The following is a 20,771-nucleotide window of genomic DNA, read 5'->3' as shown; positions in this document are numbered from 1 at the left end:
TCCCCGTGAAGGACTCGATCGCCGGCTTCTGTGGTGCGGCGCGCGACGCCTGTCTGGCGGGGCCGTAGGAGTTCGTTTCGCAGCCGAGGGGCCATGTCTGCCCTGGAACCTGAGCAGGTTACCCAGAAGTCTCGCCGATCGGCTCCGCTCGACGCCCTGCGGAGATCAGCACGATCCGCCGTCTGACTCGACACTGAATACGCTGTCACCTGCGATAACAGCCAGTCCGGCATGATCGGGGGGTGCTGTTCATGCGGGCTCGTCGGGTGTTGTACGCTATGCGAGCACCGATGAGGTGTGGCCGGGACGTGGCGCAGCTTGGTAGCGCACTTGACTGGGGGTCAAGGGGTCGCAGGTTCAAATCCTGTCGTCCCGACGGTCTGAAAAAGCCCGCTGACTGAGGCGAAAGCCCAAGTCAGCGGGCTTTTTCGTGTGGTCGTGGCGGTGGCACTGTTGATCTAGACCACGCGGAGTTGTGGACCACCTGTGGACCTACTGGCGGTCAGGTGAGCGCTGAGGGCCGCTCCGGCATCATCGAAGGATTGGCGGTCGGGATGTAGGTATCGCTGTGTCGTCGACAGCGAACCGTGTCCCGCGATGAGGCGAAGGACGTGCACCGGCACACCCGCGTCGGCCATCCACGTCAATCCCGTATGCCGCAGATCGTGGCGCCTGAGATGTTCGAGCCCGAGCTTTGCCACGACATCGTCCCAGTGCGTCGCGTCCCGCAGGACGGCCGGCGGTTGAACGGACATCTCACCGCAGTCCCGTCGGCGCGTCACCCCGTTGCCCAACAGGAGACATCCACGATTCTGCGCAATGGTCACCCGACGCGCCTGGTGCCCAATACGAGCAGTGCGGAGACGAGCGCGCGACGACACCCAGCCCGATCGCCGTACCGATGTCGAGCACCCCGATGCTGAACGATCCCGAGACAAAGCCCACCGACTGCACGACGAAGGCGACCGAGAAACCCTCGGAACGGCGTGACTCCGGCAGGACATACTGAAGCGAGATGGAACTGAGGCTCAACAGCGGGCCGGTGCACAACCCGACCAGTGCGAGCCCGGGAAGCAGGCCTACCCACCCCCATCCCACCGCGGCCGAGTTGGTGACCGAGGGCAAGATCCGCCACATCGGCTTGTCCGAGACGGGTGTGAACACGATTCGCCGGGCCCACGCCGTGCACCCGGTGACCGCAGTGCAGTCGGAGTACTCGCTCTGGACCCGGGATCCCGAGTCACTGGTGTTGCCCGCGCCGAGTGAGCTGGGCATTGGCCTCGTGCCGTACTCCCGCATGGCCATGGTTTCCGCATCGGCACCGTGCGTTCCCCGGAACAGTGCGACCCCGACGACTGGCGCGCAACCAACCTTCGCTTCATCGGCGAGACTTCCAGCGCAACCTGCGGTTGGCCGAAGTCGCCAGCGAGGGCGGAAGCCGGTCCCTGCCCCGCTGTCGATCCGGACGCGTGAACAAGAATATTCTTCCGTGTGTATTTCGGCGTAGCTCACTCGAACCTCGGTTCGGCGGCGGGCACCGAACGGCCATCATGCACTTCGGACGGACCGTGGCGGGACGATCCATCTCGTCACCTCCGCGCGGTGCGGCAGGAGGAAGCAAGTGTCCGCACAGCACGGTCGGGTCCTGGAGAAGGCGGCGAAACGGCTGAGGGACGTTCGGTTGGGGTGGGAGAAGGTCGACGACCCGCCGATTGGGCGCGAGGCAAAGCTCTTCATGGACGTGGTCATGCGCGCGGAGACCGCACTGTTCCGCGCCGCCTGTGTCGACTTGGACGACCCTGGCCCGCGCCTCGCCTACGGGAAGATCGCGAGCCTGCGCTCCGGGGTGGCGGCAGCATTGGCGGAAAGCGGGCGCGGGCTTGCCCGGCGCCTCTGGGCCCGATTTGCGATCGACGCTGCCCGAGCCACCTTGTGGGCGTTCGATCGGGACGAGATCGGTGACCTCCGCAGCGGATACCTCGCGCGGCCGCCTCGGGAACCCTCGCTGCGGATCGGGTTCGACCATGCGGAGGAGACCTGGGTTCGGGACTGCCTCGTGTTCGGTGGGTATGAGGGAGTGAAGTACGGAGCGCTCTCCCCTGGCGAGATCCGCATCGTTGCCGCCGCGGACGCGCGCTTCGCCCTCGCCGAGCGGTTGGCCTCCTTCCGACCTCCTGCTGATAACCCGGTGGACGTGGTGACTGCTCAAGAACTGGACGCCTTACTGCGAGTCGACAAGGGATCACACCGCAGCGGGGAAACGCTGGCGTGGCATTGCCGGCTGCCGTCCTGCCGCTTCCACGATGGCGTCACCGAGGCTCGAATCCTGGCCACGGAGGCGGCGGAGGTCTATCGGATTCTCGGTGGATCGAGCCGACTCGGTCCGGGGCACATCGCGGCGGCCGAACGCAGGCGGGATGCGATCCTGTACGGGCTTCCGACCATCTTCGCGTGAGCTGGCGTCATTCCGCTGTCATCACGACCTCAGCGCTCGGCTTCGGGCATGTGCTCGCGGTGATGTCCCCCGTCGGCATCATGACCTCGGGCGTGTCCCATGCGGACCGGGGTCTCACCGGTGGGCTCGCACCGACCGCACAGCACATCGGCAGCGCCGTCGGTGTCGCGGTGCTGCCCGCAGTCGTCGCGTCGGCGACCATCACCGAGGGCGTCACGGCAGAGGCGGGTTCGCTGACCGGGTTGCGGGCGTGACTGCTCGTCGGAGCGCTGTTGACCTTCGGCGAGGCGGCCGTTGCCGCGCTGTTCCTGCGTAAGCCGGAACAGCAGTCGCCGAGGTGGCCACCGCCGAACGAATCCTCGATTACGACGTCGCGAGCAGGCTCGTCGGGGCTGGGACGCCCACCGGGTTGAACACCTACGGCTGTGACGACCGAGGCCTGCTGGTCTCCGCCGACGGCCCGGGTGGGATCGCGCACTTCGGCTACGACGAGTCCGGCAGGCCGATCTCTCGTATCGATGCCGCGGCTTACCCACGTGCGGTGCGGTCCACAGCCGGTGCGATCTCCTCTCACAGGTCGAAGTTCTGGTCGATGAGGCGGAAGATCTCGTCATCGGAGACGGACTCGATGGCGTCCTCTTCGAGCACGGAGTCGGAGGAGGTGTCCCTTTCCCGCCATCGCGCGAGGAGCGCCTCCAGACGACCGGACACCTCTCGCAGCACGTCCCCGTCCACGGCGTGCGCCAGTGCCGAGTCGAGTCGGTCGAGGATGCCGAGCACCCCGTCGTGGTCCGCGCCGGTGTCGGGTATCAGGCGGGAGAGCAGGTGCTCGGCCAGCGCGGTGGTGTTCGGGTAGTTGAAGACCAGCGCGGATGGCAAGTCCAGGCCGGTGACGGCGACCAGCCGGTTGCGGAGCTGCATGGCGGTGAGCGAGTCGAACCCGAGTTCGCGGAACGCCCGGCCGGACTCGATCAGTTCCGCGTCGGCGTGCCCCAGCGCCACCGCGGCTTCCCTGCGCACGAGGGCGATGACCTCACGGTTGCGTTCGGCGGGCGGCAGGAGGGCGAGCCGGTCGGCCAGCGACGTGGCCTCGGCCTCCTGGGCAGCGGGCTCGTCCGCCTGCCGTCGGGTGTCCACGAGGTCGTCGTACAGGCGGGTGGCCGCAGAGAGCAGGGTGAAGCGCGGCCAGTCGATCCGGGCGACCGTCGTCGAGGCCTCGTCGTTGCCGACTGCCCAGCCGAGCGAGTCGAGCATCCGAGCCGGTTCCACCGGCACGATCCCCCGTGCCCCGAGGTGCCGTCCGCTGGTGCCGTCGTCGGCGCCGCTGCCCGCCCAGAGCCCCCAAGCGATCGAGGTCGCGGGGAAGCCCTGGACCCGGTACGTCTCGATCAGGGCATCCACTGCGGCGTTGGCCGCGGCGTAGTTGCCCTGGCCGGGCGAGCCGACCACCCCGGCGAGCGAGGTGAACGCAACGAACGCGTCGAGGCCGGTATCACGGGTCAGTTCGTACAGGTTCTTGACCGCGTCGACCTTCGAGGCGGCGATGGCGGTGAACCGGGCTGCGGTGAGACTGCCGACCAGACCGTCGTCCAGCGCCCCTGCGGCGTGGATGATGGCGTTGGGCGTGTGCCGTTCCAGGAGCACGGCCAGTGCCTGCCGGTCCGCCACGTCGCAGGATTCCACCGCGACGCTCACGCCCACGGCGGCCAGTTCGGCTGCCAGCGGTCCAGCCTCCGGCGCGTTTCCGCCACTGCGGCTGGTGAGTACCAGGCGCTCGACCCCTTGTGTCGCAAGCCATCGGGCCACTTCCCTACCGACCGCGCCGGTGCCGCCGGTGACGAGGACGGTTCCACGCGGCTGCCAGCCCTTGCTGGGCCCTGTCGACCGGACCAATCGCCGGGCGAGAACCCCGGACGCCCGAACGGCCACCTGGTCCTCGTCGCCGCCGAGCGCCCCAGCGAAGTGCCGCCAGGTCTCGGGGGTGGGCTCGGCCGGAATATCGATCAAACCGCCCCACCGGTCCGGGATCTCCACGGCGGCGGAACGCCCCAGGCCCCAGAGCATCGCCTGCTCGGGGGCGTGCGGGACGCCGGGCCCGGTCGCGCCGCTCGTGGCGACCCATAGCGGGGCTCCGACACCCGCCTCGCCCAACTCCCGTGTCACGCGAGCAAGGTCTGCGGCGTTCTCCAGAGCGGTCTTGCCGCCGAGTGCCAACAACGAGAGCACGCCCCTCGGTTCGGGCCCTGACAGGTCACCGAGGCCCGAACGCGGGTCGATCGGCATGATCTTCGACCCGAGGGCGTTCAGGGCGTCGAGGCACCCCGCCACGTGTTCCGTGGGCTCCTCCGGGACCAGGACCAGCCACGGGCCGGGTTCGACCGGATTCTCGGGGACGGGCACCCACGTCACCCGGTAGCGGAAGGTCTCCTCCTGCTGGCGACGGCGCCAGGTGGCGAGCATGGGCAGCACGGTCGTCAGTGCGGACCTCTCCTGCTCGGCCTCGGGACCCACGCCCGAGACCATGGCGTCCACCTCGCCTTGGTCGACGAGGTCCCAGAAGAGGGCATCCACGGGAGCGGTGGCGGGACGGTTCTCCAGCCAGAACCTCACCCGCTGGAATGCGTACGTCGGCAGTTCGACCCGACGGCCACCTGCAAGCACCGCAGACCAGTCAGGTGTGGCTCCCCTGGTCCACGCCTCGCCCAGCGAGGCCAGGAATCGATCGAGGCCACCGTCGTCGCGGCGGAGGGAGCCGACCACCGCGGCCTTGCTCCCCGCCGCCTCGATGGTCTCCTCGATACCGACGGCCAGCACCGGATGCGGACTGGACTCGATCAGCAGATCGTGACCGTCCTCCAACAACTGTCTGGTCGCCTGCTCGAACAGCACCGGCCGACGCAAGCTCTCATACCAGTACTCGGCGTTCAACCCCGAGGTGTCGAGCACCCCGCCGGTCAGCGTCGAGTAGAACGGCAGCTCCACCGACCGCGGCGTGACCGGAGCCAACACCTTCAGGATCTCGTCACGCAACCGCTCCACATCAACCGAATGCGACGCGTAGTCCACCGGTATCCGACGCACCCGAACCCCAGCAGCCTCCACCTCGGCCTGCCACCGATCCAACACCCCCGCCGCACCCGACACCACCACCGAACCCGGCCCGTTGACCGCAGCAACCCCGATCCCGTCGACCAACCGGGCACGCACCTCATCCACCGACAACGCGACAGACACCATGCCACCGTCACCGGCGATACCCAGCAACACCCTGCTGCGCAACGCCACCACCCGCGCACCATCCCGCAACGACAACGCACCGGCGACCACCGCAGCAGCGATCTCACCCTGCGAATGACCCACCACCGCAACAGGCTCCACACCAAAAGAACGCCACAGCGCAGCCAACGACACCATCACCGCCCACAACACCGGCTGCACCACATCAACACGCTCGAGCTCGCCGCCGGCACGTAGAACATCCACCACCGACCACTCGACGAACTCCGACAGCGCCGACCCACACTCATCCATCGACGCCGCGAACACGGGCGAGGAGTCCATCAACCCCACCGCCATACCCACCCACTGCGAACCCTGACCCGGAAAGACGAACACCGCCCTACCGGTACCGACCCCGACGACAGGACCGCCGGATGCCAACGCCGTCAGACCATCGAGCAAGGCATCCCGATCACCGCCCACCACCACCGCACGCCGATCGAACACCGACCGCCCCGTCGCCAACGACCAACCCACATCGGCCGGATCGAGGTCGGAATGTGCCTGTACGAATGCGCGCAGCCGGGCGGCCTGGGCCCGCAGGGCCGCATCGGTCTTTGCCGACAACGTCCACGGGACCACGCCGGAGGGCCGGTTACCCACCGGGGCGTCAACGGTCGGGGCCTGCTCCAGCACCACGTGGGCGTTGGTGCCGCTCACCCCGAATGAGGAGACCGCCGCGCGGCGGACCCGGTCCACGGTCGGCCAGGACACCTGCGATGTCGCCAGTTCGACGGCACCCGCGCTCCAGTCGACCTCCGGGGTCGGCTCGTCGACGTGCAGCGTGCGCGGGACCACGCCGTGTCGCAGGGCGAGAACCATCTTGATCACACCGGCGACCCCGGCCGCGGCCTGGGTGTGACCGATGTTCGACTTGACCGACCCCAGCAACAACGGCTCATCCCGGTCCTGGCCGTAGGTCGCCAGCAGCGCCTGGGCCTCGATCGGATCTCCCAGCCGGGTGCCCGTGCCGTGCGCCTCGACGACATCGACGTCCGCGGCGGTGAGCCGGGCGCTGGCCAGGGCTTGGCGGATCACCCGCTGCTGGGCGGGGCCGTTCGGCGCGGTCAGCCCGTTGGAGGCGCCGTCCTGATTGACGGCGGACCCACGGACCACGGCCAGCACCTCGTGCCCGAGTCGTCGCGCGTCGGACAGCCGCTCCAGCAGCAGCCAGCCCGCGCCCTCGCCCCAGCCGGTGCCGTCCGCCGCGCCCGCGAAGGACTTACATCGGCCGTCGGCCGAGAGACCGCGTTGCCGGCTGAACTCGACGAACAGCTCTGGGGTGGCCATCACCGTGGCACCGCCGGCGAGCGCGAGCGAGCACTCCCCCTGCCGCAGGGATTGCGCTGCCAGGTGCAGCGAGACCAACGACGACGAGCACGCCGTGTCCACCGTGATCGCCGGGCCCTGCAGGCCGAAGGTGTACGAGACGCGGCCTGAGGCGACGCTCGGCGCGTTCGCCACCGCGAGCTTGCCCTCCAGGTTCGCCGGGCCTCCCGCGGACGGCGCGTAGTCGTGCAGCATGATCCCGGCGAAGACACCGGTGTCGCTGCCGCGCAACGAGTTCGGGTCGATGCCCGCGCGTTCGAAGGCCTCCCACGCGGTTTCCAGGAGCAGCCGTTGCTGGGGGTCGACGGCGAGCGCCTCGTTGGGGCTGATGCCGAAGAAGTCGGCGTCGAAGTCGCCCGCGTCGTGAAGGAAGCTACCGGCCCGCGCGTACGTCCGGCCCGTGCTGTCCGGGTCGGGGTCGTACAGGTCGGCCGTGTTCCAGCCCCGGTTGCCGGGGAACTCCGAGGTGGTGTCGACGCCGTCGGCCACCAACTGCCACAGGTCCTCCGGTGTGCTCACCCCGCCGGGGAACCGGCAGGCCATGGCCACGATGGCAATCGGCTCGTCGGTGCCCGCCCGTGCGGGAGCGTCTCCGGTCTCCGCCGCAGTCCCGCCGTCGAGCTGCGCGTCGAGGTGAGCGGCGAGGGCTTGGACGGTCGGGTGGTCGAACACGATGGTCGCGGACAGTCCGAGCCCGGTGGCCGCCTTGAGTCGGTTGCGCAGTTGCACCGCGAGCAGCGAGTCGAAGCCCAGCTCGGTGAAGGGCCGCCGGATGTCGATCGTCTCCGGTGAGGCGTGGCCGAGGACGGCGGCGACCGAGCCGGTCGTCAGGTCGAGCAGTCGATTCTTCCGCTCCTCCGGGGTTTCTCCGGTCCGGGCGATCGCGGTGGCCCGGCGGCGCACGCCGCGGACCAGGTTCCGGAAGATCGGTGGCAACGTGCCCTCGGTCGCCTGGGTACGCAGGGCGGACAGGTCGAGCAGGGCGGGGACGGTGACCGCGAGGCCGCCCGCGACGGCCGTGTCGAACATCGCGAGGCCCTGATCGGTGTCGATGGCCGCGATGCCGGACCCGGCGAGCCCGGCCAGCGCGGCCGTGCCGAGGTGACCGGTCATGCCGGTGCCCTCCGCCCACAATCCCCAGGCCAGCGAGGTCGCCGGCAGTCCGGCGGTCGTGCGGTGCTGGGCGAGCGCGTCGACGAAGGCGTTGGCGGCCGCGTAGTTCGCCTGGCCCGCCGTGCCGAGCGTGCCCGCGAACGAGGAGAACACGACGAAGCCGGCCAGCTGCGGCGCGAGATCGCGGGTGAGCTCGTGCAGGTGCCAGGCGCCGTCCACCTTCGGCCGCAGCACGGCGGCGAGCCGATCCGGGTCGAGGTTTTCCACGGTGTGGTCGGCGAGGACCCCGGCTGTGTGCACCACGGCGGTGAGCGGGTGCTCGGCGGGCACGGCGGCGAGCAACGCGGCCAGCGCGGTGCGGTCCGCGGCGTCGCAGGCAGCCAGGGTGACACGGGCACCCGCTGCGGTCAGCTCGGCGACGAGTGCTTCCGCACCCTTTGCGGCGGGGCCCCTGCGGCTCGCCAGGATCAGGTTCCGGACGCCGTGCCGGGTGACCAGGTGTCGGGCCAGGGTGGCGCCGAGGACGCCGGTGCCGCCGGTGATGAGCACGGTCCCGTCCGGTTCCCAGTCCGTGGTCCCGGTGCCGTTCGGAAGCGCGGCGAGCCTTGGGGCATACAGCTTTCCTCCTCGGGCGGCCAGCTGGGGTTCGCCGCTGGCTCGCGCGGCGGCGAGCAGCTCGGCGGTGGGTTCTTCACCTGCGGGCAGGTCGAGTAGCAGGAAGCTGTCCGGGTGCTCGGTCTGGGCGGTGCGGATGAGGCCCAACACGGCGGCGGCCGCCGGGTCCGGTGTCTCATCGGGGCTCACCGCGACAGCCGTGCTCGTGACGACCAGCAGACCGCTCTCGTTCGTGGCGAGCCGTGCCTGAACGAGGTTGAGGGCCGCTTGTGTGGCCCGGTGAGTGCGGGCGACGACATCGCCGTCCGCCTCGACGCCGAGGACGGCGACCTCCCCTTCCCAGCCGTCCGTGCCGGGCTCGTCCATTGGGGGGACCGGGACCCAGTCGAGGCGGTAGAGCGGGGCGCCGCCGACGCCGTCAAGCCGGGCCGAGCGCAGGACGAGCGACTCGGCCTGGAGCACCGGTGCGCCCGCGGCGTCGTGGGCGACGATGGCGGTGCCGGTGTCGTCGGAGGTCAACCGAACCCGCAGGACAGTCGCGTCGGTGCGGTACAGGCTCACCCCGCGCCAGGTGAACGGCAGCGGCACGGTCCCGTGCCCGCCGTCGTGGTCGAGGGCGAGCGGGTGCAGGGCCGCGTCGAACAGCGCCGGGTGAAGACCGAAGCCGCCTGCGGCAACGGACTCGGGCAGGCGGATCTCCGCGTACGTGTGCTCCCCGTCGCGCCACGCGGCGTGCAGGCCCTGGAATGCGGGTCCGTAATGGAGCCCGCGGTCGGCGAGCCGGGCGTAGGCGTCGTCGAGGTCGATCGCGATGGCGTCGCGGGGTGGCCAGGTCCCCCCGGCGGGCGGCGCCTGCGACGTGGCCGGGGCCAGAGTCCCGGTGGCGTGACACTGCCAGTGCGGCTCGCCCCCGGAACGCGAGTGCAAGGACACCGCGCGGCGGCCCGTCGAGTCGGCGGCGCCGACGAGGAGCTGCAGGCGCACGGTGCCGGTGCTCGGGACCAGCATCGGCGTTTCCAGGGTGAGGTCCTCTACGACGGCGCAGTCCGCGTGGGCCGCCGCTGTCGCCACCAAGTCGAGGAAGGCCGTACCCGGAACCAGGGTTTTCCCGCCGACGCGGTGATCCGCCAGCCACGGCTGAGTGGCCAGGCCGAGTTCACCGGTGAACAGCTCGGTCTCGCCGTCCGCGACGACGACCGTGCCCGCCAGCACCGGGTGGTCGAGGACGGTCAGGCCGGTTCCGGCGCCGGAGCGTGTGAGCGAAGCGTCCAACCAGTACCGGCTCCGCTGGAACGGGTACGTCGGGAGTTCCACGTGCGGTGCGCCGACGACGCCCGACAGCCGCCGCCAGTCGATCAAAAGCCCGCCCACGTACGCCTCGGCCGCCGACGCCAGGAACCGCCGGAGCGAGCCTTGGTCGCGCCGGAGCGTCCCGATGACCACGGTCTCGTCCTGCAGCCCGGTGTCCTCGACCGTCTCGGCCACACCGATGGTCAGCACCGGATGCGGGCTGACCTCGATGAACATTCGGTGGCCACGGTCCAGCAGCAGTCGCACGGTCTCGTCGAGTCGGACGGTCTGCCGCAGGTTCCGGTACCAGTAGCCGCCGTCGAGCGCGCTCGTGTCCGGTTCCCCGGCGGTCACCGTGGAGTAGAACGGCACTGCGGCCGGGCGCGGGGACAGCCCGGCGAGGTCGGTGGCCAGTCGTGCCTCGATCGCCTCCACGTGCGCGGAGTGCGAGGCGTAGTCGACGGGGATGCGGCGAGCCCGCACCCCGTCGGCGTCACAGGCGCTCATGAGGGCATCCAGCGCGGCCGCGTCGCCGGAGACGACGACCGACCGGGGCCCGTTGACCGCCGCGATCGATAGTTGCCCGGCCCACTCGGCGATGCGGGCCTCGGCCTCCTCCACGTTCAGCGGGAGGGACACCATGCCGCCGCCACCGGCGAGCGCGACCAGCGCCCGGCTGCGCAGCGCCACGACCCGTGCCGCGTCGTCGAGCGACAACGCGCCCGCCACGCACGCTGCGGCGATCTCGCCCTGTGAGTGGCCCACCACTGCGGCGGGCTCCGCTCCTGACGACCGCCACATCTCGGCCAGCGACACCATCACCGCGAACAGCAGCGGCTGGACCACGTCGACCCGTTCGATGTCGGCGCTGCCGGGTTCGCCGCGCAGCACGCCGAGAACGGACCAGTCGACGTGGCGTTCCAGTGCGGCGGCGCACTCGGTCAGGCGCTCGGCGAACACGGGCGAACTCCCGAGCAGGTCGAGGGCCATCCCCTGCCACTGGCTGCCCTGGCCGGGGAAGACGAACACCGTCGCACCGCGCGCGACGGCGACGCCGCGCACCACCTGCAGGTCCGTGGCGGTCTGGTCGTCCCGTGCGACCGCGTTCAGCCCGGCCCGCAGTTCGTCTCGGTCGGTGCCGAGGACCACCGCCCGGTGGTCCATGATCGAGCGCCCGGCCATCGTGGCGGCGAGACCGGCGAGCGGGAGTTCCGTCACGAACGGGCTCAGTCGCCCGGCCTGCGCGCGCAGGGCGGCGTCCGTCCGAGCGGAAAGCGGCAGCGGTACGACGGGCGGTGCGGGCGGGACCGGTTCGGCCGCAGTCACTTCGTGAGCTTCGAGCACGACGTGGGCGTTGGTTCCGCTGATGCCGAACGAGGAGACGGCGGCCCGGCGCGGGCGGTCGGCCTCGGGCCACGGCACGGCGTCGGCGAGCAGCGACACGGCGCCCGCCGACCAGTCGATCCGGGTCGACGGGGTGTCGGCGTGCAAGGTGCGGGGCAGCACTCCGTGCCGCATCGCCATGATCATCTTGATCACGCCGCCGACCCCGGCCGCGGCCTGGCTGTGCCCGATGTTCGACTTCAGCGACCCCAGCCACAGTGGCCGGTCCTCCGGCCGGTCCTGCCCGTAGGTCGCCATCAGCGCCCGCACCTCGATCGGGTCACCGAGTCGGGTGCCGGTGCCGTGCCCCTCGACGGCGTCCACGTCCGCCGTCGTCAGCCCGGCGTTGGCGAGTGCCTGCCGGATCACCCTCTCCTGCGCGGGTCCGTTCGGCGCGGTGAGCCCGTTGCTCGCACCGTCCTGGTTGGTCGCGGTGCCGCGCACCACGGCCAGGACGGGGTGCCCGTTGCGCCGGGCGTCGGACAGCCGTTCCAGCAGCAGCACGCCCACGCCCTCGGCCCAGCCGGTGCCTGCGGCGTCCTCGGCGTACGCGCGGCACCGGCCGTCCGGCGCGAGTCCACGCTGGCGACTGAACTCCACGAAGGTGTTCGGGGTGGACATCACCGTCACCCCGCCTGCCAGCGCGAGCGAGCACTCGCCGCTCCGTAGCGCCTGGGCGGCCAGGTGCATGGCCACCAGCGACGACGAACAGGCGGTGTCCACGGTGACCGCCGGGCCTTCGAGACCGAGGGTGTACGAGACCCGCCCGGACGCCACGCTGCCGGTGTTCCCGGTCAGCAGTCGCCCCTCGAACCCGTCCGGTGCGACCGGCAGCCGGGAGGCGTAGTCGTGGTACATCATCCCGGCGTACACGCCGGTGCGGCTGCCGCGCAGACTGACCGGGTCGATCCCGGCCCGCTCCACGGCTTCCCAGGACGCCTCCAGCAACAGCCGCTGCTGCGGGTCGACGGCCAGCGCCTCGCGCGGGCTGATCCCGAAGAACTCCGGGTCGAAGTCGGCCGCCGAGTGCAGGAAGCCGCCCTCGCGGGTGATCGACGTGCCGATTCGGTCGGGGTCGGGATCGTAGAGGCCGTCGACATCCCACCCGCGGTCGCCGGGGAAGTCGCCGATCGCGTCGACGCCCTCCGACACCAACCGCCAGAGGTCCTCCGGCCCGCGTACCCCGCCCGGGTAACCGCAGGCCATGCCGATGACCGCGATCGGGTCGTCGGAGTCCGCCGCCCGCACGACGGACGGCTCGGCGGAGCGGGCGCCGGTCAACTGCTCGACCAGGTGGTCCGCGAGCCGGGTGGGGGTCGGGTGGTCGAAGGTCGCCGTCGTCGAGATCCGGATCCCGGTGGCGGCGTGGAGGTGGTTGCGCAGTTCGATGCCGGTCAGGGAGTCGAAGCCGATTTCCCGGAACGTGCGGTCGGGGTCGGCCGGTGTGCTGCCGTCGTGCCCCAGCACGGCGGCGACGGCGGACCGGACCAAGGCGCGGATCTCGCGTTCACGTTCCAGCGCGGGGAGCGCGGCCGTGCGCGCGGCCCAGGAGGAGCCCCCCGCAGCCGGTGCCGTCGCACGGTGCAGCGGAGCCCGAACAAGGTCACGGAACTCGTCCGGCAGCGCGGTCACTCCCGCCAGGGCGAGCGTCACCGGCACCAGGATGGCGTCGGCGCCACCCCCGAGTGCCAGGTCGAACAGCTCCAGCCCCGACCGGACCGGCAGCGGGGTGACCCCGCCCCGTGCCCACCTGGCCCGCTCGGCGGGGCCGAGACCGCCCGCCATGCCGGTGTCCAGGTCCCACAGCCCCCAGGCCAGCGAGACCGCGGGCAGCCCGGCGGCCCGGCGCTGCTCGGCGAGCGCGTCGAGGTAGCGGTTGGCGGCGGCGTAGGCGCCCTGTCCCGCACTGCCGATGTGGCCGGCGATCGAGGAGAACATCACGAAGGCCGCGAGGTCGGTCCCGGCGGTCGCCCGGTGCAGGTTCCACGCCGCGTCCGCCTTCGCCCGCAGCACCACGGCCAGCCGGTCCGGATCAAGGGTCTCGATCGGCGCGTCATCCAGCACACCGGCCGCGTGGATCACGCCGGTGAGGGGGTGGCTGGCGGGAACGGTGGCCAGCAGTTCGTCCAGGGCCTTGGCGTCGGCGGCGTCGCAGGCCTCGATCCGCACCTCGGCACCGAGGGACTCCAGCGCGGCCGCCAAGTCGGCTGCTCCCGGCGCGGCGGGCCCGCTGCGGCTGACCAACAGTAGGTGGCGCACGCCGTGCGCGGTCACCAGGTGTCGGGCGAAGATGCCGCCTAGCACGCCGGTACCACCGGTGATCAGCACCGTGCCGTGCGAATCGAGAACGGTCGGTACGTCCTCCAGTTCCGGCCGGGCGCGGTGGAGCCGTGGCGCGTAGGCCTGCCCGTCGCGCAGCACGAGCCGGTCCTCGCCCGCAGACAGGGCGGAGGCGAGCAGGTGCTCCGACGAGTCGTCCAGGTCGACGAGCGCGAAGCGGCGGGGGTTCTCCGTCTGCGCGCTGCGGACCAGGCCCCACAGGGCGGCACCCGCCAGGTCCGGGCCTGCCGGGGCGTGCACCGCAGCCCTGGTGACGAAGGCGAGCCGGCCTGCGGTTCCCGGCTGCGCCAACCATTCCCGTGCGCTGCGCAGCGCACGGGCGGTCACCTCGGCCGGTGTGCCCGGTTCCACCCACACGACGGTGTCGATCACGTCTGCGGGCTGGACGGCGAGCGGGATCGGGACGAGGGTCGGTCGGTAGAGGTTCCCGTTGCCCGGCGCGGCGGCCTGGGCGATCCGCTCCACCGGAACAGGACGCAGCACGAGCGACGCCACGCCGACGACCGGCCTGTCGTCAGCGTCCGTGGCGAGCAGCGAGTACGTCTCCGGGCCGGTGCGGGTCGCGCGGACCCGCAGCCAGGTGGCACCGGTGGCGTACAGGCGCACTCCGGACCACGCGAACGGCAGGCGGAGTTCGCCGTCCTCCTCGGCGGCGGCCAGCACGAGCGGGTGCAGCACGGCGTCAAGCAACGCGGGATGGATGCCGAAGCCCCGCACGTCGTCCGCACGTGTGCCACTCGGCAGGCTGACCTCGGCGAACAGGTCGGCGCCCGAAGCACCTACCCGTTGCAGGGCCTGGAACACGGGTCCGTACCGGTAGCCGAGCGCGTCCAGTCGCGAGTAGACGTCGTCGGGTTCGGCCAGCACGCCCGCAGGCCGGGGCGCCGGGGCGCCGGCCGGGCCACGGGCGGAGCTCAGCAGGCCGGTCGCGTGCCGGGTCCAGCCGTCGACCCGCTCGTCGCCCGAGTACACGGTCAGCCTGCGGTGGCCGGCGGCGTCCGGGGCGTCGATCGCGACCTGGAGTCGCACCCCGTCCTCGGCGGGCAGGACCAGCGGTGCCTCCAGAGTCAGCTCGGCCACCTCGTCGCAGCCCGCCTCCTGCCCGGCCCGCAACGCCAACTCGACGAAGGCCGATGCGGGGAGCAGGACCTGGCCCGCGATCACGTGGTCACCCAGCCACGGGTGGGTACGCAGCGACAGGCGTCCGGTGAACACGGTGCCGTTGCCATCGGCCAGGCTCACCGTCGCGCCCAGCATCGGGTGGCCGGTCATGCCCTGCCCCAACCCGCGGGCGTCACCGGTCGACGTGGGCTGGTCGAGCCAGAACCGCCCGCGTTCGAAGGCGTACGTGGGCAGCCGGACAGTACGGGCCGCCGGAAGGACCGCACGCCAGTCGACGACGACCCCGTGGCCGTGTGCGGCGGCCAGTGCAGTCAACGCCGTGGCGCTCTCGGGTCGGTCCTTGCGCATCATCGGCAGCACCGCCACGCCGACGGCCTCGTCACCCAGGCAGTCGCGGACCATGCCGGACAGGGTCGCGTCCGGGCCCAGTTCCAGGTATGTCGTGGTGCCGGACGCCACCAGGTGTCGGACGCCGTCGAGGAACCGGACCGGTTCGCGTACCTGCCGCACCCAGTAGTCCGGCGACGTCAGCTCCCCCACCTCGGCGATCCGGCCGGTCCGGTTGGAGACGATCGGGATACGCGGCTCGGCGAGCGGAAGCGCGCCGACGACCTCCGCGAACCCGGCCAGCACCGAATCCATGTGCGGCGAGTGGAAGGCATGGCTCACCCGCAACCGCGAGGTCTTGCGCCCCTGGTCCCGCCACCGCGCGGTGATCGCCTCGACGGCCTCGGAGTCACCGGAGACCACCACCGAGTTCGGGCCGTTGACGGCCGCCAGCGCGACCAACCCCGCAGACGCGTCCAGGTCCTCCGCCAGTTCCTGCTCGGTGGCCTGCACGGCGGCCATGGCCCCGCCCGTGGTGGCGGCCTGCATGAAGCGGCCGCGTGCGGCGACCAGCGTGCAGGCGTCCGGTAGCGACAGCACCCCGGCGACGTGCGCGGCGGCGACCTCGCCGATCGAGTGGCCGAGCAGGAGGTCCGGCACCACCCCCCACGATTCGAGCAGGCGGAACAGCGCGACCTCGATCGCGAACAGCGCGGGCTGGGCGTGCACGGTCCGTTCGAGCAGGCCGTCGCCGTCGGCGCCGAACACGAGTTCCCGCAGGCCCGGTTCCAGCTCGGCGCACACGGCGTCGAACGCGGCGGCGAAGATCGGGAAGCGTTCGTACAGCTCCCGACCCATGCCTGCCCGTTGGCTGCCCTGGCCGGTGAACAGGAACGCCACCCCGCCGTCGGACGCGGTCCCCCGGCCCGTGTTCTCGCCCGCGGCCAGTCGTTCCAGGCCACGCAGCAGGTCGTCGCCCGCCGCCACCACGGCGGCCCGGTGCGGGAACGTCGTCCTGGTCGTCGCCAGGGACAGCGCGACGTCGGCGGGAACGAGGTCGGGGTGAGCCTCCAGGTGGTCGCGGAGCCGCGCGGCCTGACGGGTGATCCCCTGCGGCGTGGGGGCGGACAACAGCCACGGCACCGGGCCGTCGGCTGGCTCGCTGCCGGGTTCGGTGGAGGTCGGGGCGTGCTCCAGTACCGCGTGGGCGTTGGTGCCGCTGATGCCGAACGACGAGACGGCCGCCCGGCGCGGGCCCGTGCCCGGCCACGGGATTTCCTCGGTGAGCAGCGAGATCGCGCCGGAGGACCACTCCACCTCAGGCGTGGGAACCTCGGCGTGCAGGGTGCGCGGCAGCACACCGTGGCGCATCGCGAGGACCATCTTGATCACCCCGGCGACGCCTGCGGCGGCCTGGGTGTGCCCGATGTTGGACTTGACCGACCCCAGCAGCAGCGGTCGATCCGCGTCGCGGTCGCTGCCGTACGTGGCCTGCAACGCGCCCGCCTCGATCGGGTCGCCGAGGGGGGTGCCCGTGCCGTGCGCCTCGACCGCGTCCACCTCGCCGCCGGTCATCCCGGCATCGGCCAGGGCCAGCCGAATGACGCGTTGCTGCGCCAGCCCGTTCGGGGCGGTGAGGCCGTTGCTGGCGCCGTCGGAGTTGACGGCCGTGCCGCGGATGACCGCGAGGACCTCGTGGCCGCGCGCCCGTGCATCGGACAGCCGTTCCAGCGCGAGCATCCCGACGCCCTCGGCCCAGCCCGTTCCGTCCGCGTCGGCACCGAACGACCGGCACCGGCCGTCCGGCGACAGGCCGCGCTGCTGCGCGAACTCCACGAACATCCCAGGACCCGGCATGATCGCCGCACCGCCTGCGAGCGCCAGCGAACTCTCGCCCTGCCGCAGCGACTGGACCGCCAGGTGCAGCGCGACCAGCGACGACGAGCACGCGGTGTCCACGGTGACGGCCGGGCCCTGCGACCCGAGTACGTAGGCGATCCGGCCGGAGGCCAGGCTGACCGAGGTGCCGGTCAGCGCGTAGCCCTCGTGTCCGCCGGATGCGTCGGCGAGCCGGGGGCCGTACTCCTGAGCGGTGACGCCCACGAAAATGCCCGCCTGGCTGCCGCGCAGCGTGGCCGGGTCGACGGCACCGTCCTCCAGCGCCTCCCAGGCCGTCTCCAGCAGCAACCGCTGCTGCGGGTCCATCGCGGTCGCCTCGCGCGGGGAGATGCCGAAGAACTCGGGGTCGAAGTCCGCCGCGTCGATGAACCCCCCCGCCCTGGTGTACGCCTTCCCCGTCGTCCCCGGTTCGGGGTCGTAAAGCCCGTCGAGGTCCCAGCCTCGGTCGTCGGGGAATCCGCTGATCGCGTCCGTTCCGGCCGAGAGCAGCTCCCACAGGGCCTCGGGTGTCCGCACGCCGCCGGGCAGCCGGCAGCCCATCCCGACGATCGCGATGGGCTCACCGGGATGCGCCTTGTCGCTCCCCTCGTCCACCGGACGGGGTGTCCCTGCCAGCGCTTCGCGGAGGTGGTCGGCCACCGCACGGGGCGAGGTGTGGTCGAACAACACGGTCCGGGGCAGTGCGACCCCGGTCACCGTGACCAGTTCGTCGCGCAGCTCGACGGTCATCAGCGAGCTGAAGCCGAGGTCGCGGAAACTGCGGTCGGGGTCGATCCCGGTGGTCCCGACCGCGTCCATCACCAGAGCCGTGCAGGCCAGAACCGTGCCGAGCACGTCCTCCTGGCCGGTGTCCGACTGGACCGCAGCCGCGTGCGGTGCCGAGGCGGTGTCCGACTGGACCGCAGCCGCGTGCGGTGCCGAGGCAGGCTGGTCGGTGAGCCAGTGGCGCGTGCGCTGGAACGGGTATCCGGGCAGGGTGATCCGGTGTCCGCCGTGCCCGGTGAACGCGGGCCAGTCCACTGTGACACCGCGGACGTGCAACCCGGCCAGCGCCGAGGTCAAGGAGCGCATCTCGGCCCGGTCGGGCCGCAACACGGGGGTGCGGAAGGCCCCGGATGCCGGGCCGTCGGCCGCCGCGGTGCTCAGCGTCCCGTCCGGACCGAGTTCCAGGAACCTCGTGACGCCGAGTCCCGCGAGTTCGCTTACGACGTCCAGGAATCGCACCGGTTCCCGCACGTGCCGCACCCAGTAGTCAGCCGTGCGCAACTCCTCGGCGGTGGCGAGCGCGCCGGTCAGGTCCGAGACCAGCGGGATACCCGGTTCCCTCAGGTCGAGCCCGGCCAGAACCTCCCGGAACTCGGCCAGCATCGGCTCCATCCGAGGCGAGTGGAAGGCATGGCTCACCCGCAACCGCCGCGTCTTGTGGCCGCGCCGGGCCAGTTCGGCGGCGACGTCCAGAACTGCCTGCTCATCGCCCGAGAGCACGGTGGCGGCCGGTCCGTTCACGGCGGCCACGGACACCTCGCCGTCCCGGCCGGTCAGCAGCGGCAGCACGTCCGCCTCAGCCGCCTGGACGGCGACCATCGCCCCGCCCTCCGGCAGCGCCTGCATCAACCGGCCGCGCGCGGCGACGAGAACACAGGCGTCGGGTAGCGACAGCACACCGGACAGGTGGGCGGCGGTGATGCCGCCGATCGAATGCCCGGCCAGCAAGTCCGGTCGCAGCCCCACCCGTTCGGTCACCCGGTACAGGGCGACCTGAAGGGCGAAAAGGGCTGGCTGCGTGTACTCGGTGCGGTTCAGCAGGTCTGCGGCGGACGTTCCCGCGACAGCGAACATGATGGGGCGCAACGGCTGTTCGAGCAGGCGGTCGAACTCCGCGCACACGGCGTCGAGTGCCTCGGCGAACACGGGGGACGCGGCGTACAGCTCGCTGCCGGTCCCCGGATGCTGGCTGCCCTGACCGGAGAAGAGGAACGCCACCTTGCCACCGGCACCGACGGACCCCTCGACAACTCCGGGAACACGACGGCCCGTCGCCAGTGCGTCGAGCCCTTCCCGCAGCGCGTCCCGATCATCGGCGGACACCACTGCACGGTGTTCGAACGCCGCACGGGTCGCCGCGAGGGAGAACTCCAGGTCGACCAGGTTCGCTCCGGCGTCGACGACGTCCCGCAGCCGCCCGGCCTGCGCCCGCAGAGCCTCGGCCGTACGCCCCGACACCACGTGGTGCGTGGTCCCGCCGGACGTACCCGGCTGATCCGCTGGCTCGGAGCCAGCCGGCTCTACAAGCCCGAGGTGCGTGGTCCCGCCGAACGGCTGAGCCGCCCGCATGGAACCCGACGGCCCGAGGAGCACGACGTGGCAGTTCGTGCCGCCCATGCCGAAAGCGCTGACCCCGGCGACCGGCGGCCGGTCGGCGGGCAGCCACGGGCTCACCTCGGTGTTGACCCGCAAACCCAGCTCTTCAAGAGGGATTCGCGGGTTCGGGGCATCGAAGCCGAGGCTTCGGGGCAGTTTCCCGTGCTCGATCGCCAGCACCGTCTTCAGCACGCCGACGATCCCGGCTGCGGCTTCCAGGTGTCCCACGTTGGTCTTGACCGAGCCGACGGGCAGCGGCGTCCCGGTGCGAGCCGCACCCAGCACCGCGCCCAGGGCCGCCGCCTCGACAACGTCACCGACCGGGGTCCCGGTGCCGTGCAGTTCGACGTAGCCGACCTCGTCGAGGGAGACACCGGAGCGCTCGTAAGCGAGCCGCAGCACCTCACGCTGTGCGAGTTCGTTGGGCGCGGTCAGCCCGTCGCCACCGCCGTCGTTGTTGACCGCGGTCCCGTCGACCAGCGCGTACACGTGGTCGCCGTCGGCGATCGCGTCGGCGATCCGCTTCAGAACGATGGCGCCGCCGCCCTCACCTCGGACGAAGCCGTTGGCCGCGGCGTCGAAGGTCCGGCAGCGACCGTCCGGGGAGAGCGCACCGAACCGGGCCGCCACGAGCGAGCTCTCTGCGGCCAGGATCAGGTTGACCCCACCCGCGACCGCGAGGTCGGACTCACCGGACCGCAGGCTCTCGGCTGCGAGGTGCACGGCCACCAGCGACGACGATTGCCCGGTGTCGACGGTCAGACTCGGGCCACGCGCGCCGAAGAAGTACGACACCCGGTTGGCCAGCATGCTGCGCTGCAACCCGGTGAAGGTGTGCTGGCCGGTCACCCCGTCACCCTGGCGTCGGGCGAGTACGGCGTAGTCGTCGTGCATAGCGGCGAAGAACACGCCGGTGCGCGAGCCCTCCAGCGCGGCCGGGACGATTCCCGCGTGCTCGACGGCCTCCCAGCCCAGTTCCAGGGCCAGGCGTTGCTGCGGGTCCATCGCGGCGGCCTCGCGCGGCGAGATGCCGAAGAAGGCCGGATCGAAGCCTTCGACGTCGTCCAGGAACGAGCCCCAGCGCGAACCGGCGGCCTCCGGTCCGTCTTCGCCGGTCCAGCGCGACGCCGGTACTTCCGAGATCGTGCAACGGCCCTCGGTGAGCAGCTCCCACAGGGCGTCCGGGGAATCCGCACCCGGCAGCCGGCAGGACAGTCCGACGATCGCGAGCCTGCGATCGGTGTCGTTCTGGGACATC

At 71.7% G+C, this 20,771-nt stretch carries 6 protein-coding genes and 1 tRNA gene; 4 read left to right on the top strand and 3 right to left on the bottom strand.

Annotation, left to right across the window (positions count from 1 at the left end):
* Positions 1-302 precede the first annotated feature (302 nt).
* Positions 303-376 (top strand) — tRNA-Pro (locus BKA25_RS11275).
* A gap of 82 nt (positions 377-458) precedes the next feature.
* Here BKA25_RS11275 and BKA25_RS11270 read toward each other — a convergent pair.
* The gene (locus tag BKA25_RS11270) at positions 459-755 is read right to left on the bottom strand and encodes a tyrosine-type recombinase/integrase (protein ID WP_069850018.1); all 297 of its coding nucleotides are present in this window, start codon (positions 753-755) and stop codon (positions 459-461) included.
* Position 756: 1 nt separating this feature from the next.
* Complete coding sequence (locus tag BKA25_RS28625) at positions 757-1,275, bottom strand: hypothetical protein (protein WP_375791897.1); 519 nt, start codon at positions 1,273-1,275, stop codon at positions 757-759.
* On the opposite strand from BKA25_RS28625, the gene BKA25_RS28620 reads away from it, so the two are divergent.
* The 3 genes from BKA25_RS28620 (at position 1,157) to BKA25_RS11255 (ending at position 2,709) form a co-directional block, all read left to right on the top strand.
* Entirely contained in the window at positions 1,157-1,507 is a 351-nt protein-coding gene (locus tag BKA25_RS28620) for a hypothetical protein (protein WP_375791881.1), read from the top strand. The genes BKA25_RS28625 and BKA25_RS28620 overlap by 119 nt on opposite strands.
* Before the next feature lie 114 nt (positions 1,508-1,621).
* Positions 1,622-2,455 carry a hypothetical protein gene (locus BKA25_RS11260; RefSeq protein WP_069850022.1) on the top strand — a complete coding sequence of 278 codons (834 nt, stop codon included), beginning with the start codon at positions 1,622-1,624 and terminating at the stop codon, positions 2,453-2,455.
* Positions 2,452-2,709, top strand: a complete 258-nt coding sequence (locus tag BKA25_RS11255) for a hypothetical protein (protein ID WP_069850024.1) — start codon at positions 2,452-2,454, stop codon at positions 2,707-2,709. The genes BKA25_RS11260 and BKA25_RS11255 overlap by 4 nt, the downstream gene beginning before the upstream one ends.
* A gap of 316 nt (positions 2,710-3,025) precedes the next feature.
* Here BKA25_RS11255 and BKA25_RS11250 read toward each other — a convergent pair whose 3' ends face one another.
* Positions 3,026-20,770 (bottom strand): type I polyketide synthase, encoded by a 17,745-nt coding sequence (locus BKA25_RS11250; RefSeq protein ID WP_069850026.1) that lies wholly within the window; start codon positions 20,768-20,770, stop codon positions 3,026-3,028.
* Between the last annotated feature and the right edge of the window lies 1 nt (position 20,771).

This window comes from Actinoalloteichus hymeniacidonis, assembly GCF_014203365.1.
In the GTDB taxonomy this organism is placed as follows: Bacteria; Actinomycetota; Actinomycetes; order Mycobacteriales; family Pseudonocardiaceae; genus Actinoalloteichus_A; species Actinoalloteichus_A hymeniacidonis.
Note: the sequence above shows the minus strand (reverse complement) of the source record. Positions and strands in the feature narration are given on the sequence as shown.

Bases quoted from the DNA above. Each gene is read 5' to 3' on its own strand.
- BKA25_RS11270 (WP_069850018.1), bottom strand. From the start codon at position 755: ATGTCCGTTCAACCGCCGGCCGTCCTGCGGGACGCGACGCACTGGGAC.
- BKA25_RS28625 (WP_375791897.1), bottom strand. From the start codon at position 1,275: ATGCCCAGCTCACTCGGCGCGGGCAACACCAGTGACTCGGGATCCCGG.
- BKA25_RS11250 (WP_069850026.1), bottom strand. From the start codon at position 20,770: ATGTCCCAGAACGACACCGATCGCAGGCTCGCGATCGTCGGACTGTCC.